General features: G+C 61.5%; 3 protein-coding genes and 2 pseudogenes. All 5 read left to right on the plus strand.

Features of this window, described 5'->3' with window-relative positions; translation table 11 throughout:
* Window positions 1-787 (plus strand): annotated as a pseudogene (locus AC1DT3_RS15025) (glycoside hydrolase family 1 protein); the annotation flags it as partial.
* Window positions 788-839: 52 nt separating this feature from the next.
* A complete protein-coding gene (locus AC1DT3_RS15030) occupies window positions 840-1,649 on the plus strand; it encodes a TatD family hydrolase (protein ID WP_477466050.1) in 810 nt (269 codons plus the stop codon).
* Complete coding sequence (locus AC1DT3_RS15035; RefSeq protein ID WP_477466051.1) at window positions 1,646-2,443, plus strand: MBL fold metallo-hydrolase; 798 nt, start codon at window positions 1,646-1,648, stop codon at window positions 2,441-2,443. The genes AC1DT3_RS15030 and AC1DT3_RS15035 overlap by 4 nt, the downstream gene beginning before the upstream one ends.
* 213 nt (window positions 2,444-2,656) lie before the next feature.
* Window positions 2,657-3,121 (plus strand): hypothetical protein, encoded by a 465-nt coding sequence (locus tag AC1DT3_RS15040; RefSeq protein WP_477466052.1) that lies wholly within the window; start codon window positions 2,657-2,659, stop codon window positions 3,119-3,121.
* Window positions 3,122-3,124: 3 nt separating this feature from the next.
* Window positions 3,125-3,603: pseudogene (locus AC1DT3_RS15045) on the plus strand (HlyD family secretion protein); the annotation flags it as partial.

The raw sequence follows: 3,603 nt of genomic DNA on the forward strand, positions 1-3,603 counted from the left end.
GGTCAGACCGGATGCGATTTTCATTCAAAGCGAGTCGTCCGAGTATTTTCATGCGGAGAATCCGTCCGCCATCAAACCGGCGGAGATCATGAATTCGCGCCGCTTCCTGTCCCTCGATCTGACATACGGACGCAGGGTCGATTCCGAGATGTACGAGTACCTCTTGGATAATGGCATGACGCGCGAGGAGTACCATTTCTTCCTCAGCCGCTCCTCCCTTCGCCATCACTGCATCATGGGCAATGATTATTACGTGACGAACGAGCACCGCGTGCATGCCGACGGCACCACGTGCTCCGCGGGAGACGTATTCGGATATGACGAGATCACGCGCCAATACTACGACCGCTTCCGTCTCCCGGTGATGCACACGGAAACGAACTTCGCTCAAGGTCCGGCGGGAGACGAGGCCGTCAACTGGCTCTGGAAGCAATGGGCGAATGTCTTGCGGGTGCGCAACACGGGCGTGCCCGTCGTCGGCTTCACGTGGTACTCGCTGACCGACCAGATCGATTGGGACGTGGCGCTGCGCGAGGAGAACAACCGCGTGACCCCCGTCGGCCTCTATGATCTGGATCGTAACATCCGGCCCGTGGGCGCATCCTACAAACAGCTCATTCGCGACTGGTGCGATATCCTCCCGGCCCAGAGCGTGTGCCTCGCCGTCCCCTTGTCGCTGCCCAGCGATTGCTATCAGCGGCCGGTCGAGCGCCGGCGGGAGAATGTGCGACGCTTCATCGAGAATGAAATGAGGCCGCGGGACGATAGCCAACAATCGTCACACTGATATAGGTAGGGACGATTCCAGTTCGGGCGCCGGGAGGAGGGCGCCTTCAGTCATGCTCGTCGACAGCCATTGCCATCTCGATTTCCCCGATTTCCAGACGCGCCTTCCCGACGTGCTGAGCGCGGCCGCGCAGGCCGGCATCGGCCGTATGGTCACGATTTCGACCCACGTGTCGCATTTCGAGACCTATCGGCGGATCGCCGAGGAGCACGATGCGGTGTTCTTTACGGTGGGCACTCACCCGCACAACGCCGCCGTCGAGCCCGACGTCCCAGTCGAGCGGCTCGTGGCGTTGTCGCAACACCCGCGCTGCATCGGGATAGGGGAAGCCGGCCTCGACTATCACTACGACAAGAGCCCGCGGGACGTGCAACAGCGTGTCTTTCGGGCCCATATCGCCGCCGCCCGGCTTTCTGGATTGCCGCTCGTCATCCATGCGAGAAATGCCGACGACGACATGATCGACATTCTGAGCGGTGAGATGGGGAAGGGCGCCTTCAAGGCCGTTCTGCATTGTTTCTCGTCTGGGCGGAAGCTCGCCGATGCCGGCGTCGCGATGGGTTTCTACGTCTCGTTTTCAGGCATCCTGACGTTCAAGAAATCCGACGATATCCGCCAAATCGCAGCATCGGTGCCGCCTGAGAGATTGCTCGTTGAAACGGACGCGCCTTACCTCGCGCCCGAACCCTATCGCGGCAAGACCAACGAGCCGGCATTCGTGGTCCATACGGCCAATCGTCTCGCCTCGGTCATAGGCCTGTCTCAAGCCGACACCGCCCGGCTGACGACGGACAATTTCTACCGATTGTTCTCGAAGGCCGACACCGCCGATCGTGCGGCGGGCCTGGTGCCAGTCTCATGAGTCTCGCGATCACCATTCTCGGCTGCGGATCGTCCGGCGGCGTTCCGCGCGTCGGTTCCGGCTGGGGTGCCTGTGATCCCACAAATCCGAGAAACCGGCGCCGGCGCTGCTCCGTGCTGATCGAACGACGCTCGGCGGAAGGAACGACGCGCGCGCTCGTCGACACGTCGCCCGACCTGCGCGAGCAGCTTCTCGACGCGGGCGTCAACCATCTCGATGCCGTGCTGTACACGCATCAACATGCGGACCACACCCACGGCATCGATGATCTCCGACCACTCGTCATCGCCATGCGCCAGCGCATTCCGGTTTATGCGGACCGCGTGACGAGCGAATTGCTGTTCGCGCGCTTCGGCTATTGTTTCGAAGCGCCCTCAGGAAGTCCGTATCCGCCGATCCTCGAAGCACACCTTATGAAACCGGGCAACGGCATCCATATTCAGGGCAACGGAAAACCCATCGCTATCCTGCCGTTTCATTTGGTCCACGGCGACATCGATTCCCTCGGCTTCCGGATCGACAAGATCGCCTATGCGCCCGATGTCAGCGTCATGYCGGACGAGAGCTTGCCCCATCTCGAAGGCCTGGACGTCCTCATCATCGACGCACTTCGCTACACGCCGCACCCAACGCATTTCTCCGTGTCGGAGGCCTTGTCCCTCATCGAGCAGGTCAAGCCGAAACGCGCTGTCCTGACCAATCTGCACTCGGACCTGGACTTCGACGCGCTGCGCAGCGAACTCCCACCGCACGTCGAACCAGCCTTCGACGGGATGGTGATCACGGCGGCCTGAAGCGGGGGGCGGCTTCAATACGGGAATTAGCCAGCCAATATCGCCCGCTTGGCGAGATGGCAGATCGGTGCCTATCATATTGCCGCCGACCCATTGTCCCGCTGGTTAACGGCTCGGAGATGACCTACAGTCCAATCCACGTTGAAGTGACTATGGGCTACGAATTCGTCCAGAATTGTTGATTGGGTCGAGTGTCCAARCAGGAAGGCCGGCATGGCTGCTTCGCTTCATCCCGCTGCCCCCCATCATCTGCCGGGCTTCATCACCGCCCCCGGGGAAACCGACGTCCTCATGGTGGTGATGGCCGTCATTCTGATCATCGCCTTGCTGGCGATCGGAAACCTGTTTCTGACAGTGCATACCTTGCCCGAGCGTATCGCACACAAGTCCAAGAAGCTTCAGCTCGAGATCGTGGCCGTGCTGGGACTGCTGGCCCTTTTGACCCACGTTCATGCTTTCTGGGTCGCCGGATTGATGCTCGCCCTCATCGATATCCCCGATTTCGGTGGGCCGCTCGGCAGAATGGCGGGGTCCCTCGAAAAGATCGCCGGCATCCCGCCAGGGAAGGGGGCGGACGACGTGCCTGATGATCCCGCTGCCGCCGCGACGCTTGTCGACGAGGGGGAACCGCAAACCCAGTCCGAGCCGAAGTCGGTTCGGGCAAGCGCAGGAAACTGATCCATGCTCGAGCTGCTTCTGTGCTCCCTGCTGACCATCCTGCCTGACTACCTCTACCGCCGCTATGGCCAGGGCAAGCGGCTCGGCAAGGAAATCACGCTCTATTCGGTGTGGTACGAGCTGAGGTGGGGCATCGTCGGTTGCCTGATGCTCACCGTGTCTCTGATCACGGTGATCTTCTACAACCACCCGTCGACGACGAACGCGACCTTGTTCTACCGCACGGTCCCGATCCTTCCGGAGACCAGCGGGCGCGTCGCCGAGGTCTATCTCGGGTTCACCGGAGAGGTCAAACAAGGGGCGCCTATTTTCAGGCTGGACAGCGCGACACAGCAGGCGGCAGCGGAGTCCGCCCGCCTCAAAATTGCCGAGGAAGAGGCCGCGCTCGTGGCGGCTCGGGCCGATGTCCTCGCGGCAGAAGGCAAGATCCAGGAGGCCCGAAGCGCCTACCAACAAGCCCTCGACGAGTTGCTGACCAAGCA

The organism is Microvirga sp. P4_G7, assembly GCF_056401005.1.

Coding starts and splice junctions, on each gene's coding strand:
- AC1DT3_RS15030 (WP_477466050.1), top strand. CDS start 840: ATGCTCGTCGACAGCCATTGCCATCTCGATTTCCCCGATTTCCAGACG.
- AC1DT3_RS15040 (WP_477466052.1), top strand. CDS start 2,657: ATGGCTGCTTCGCTTCATCCCGCTGCCCCCCATCATCTGCCGGGCTTC.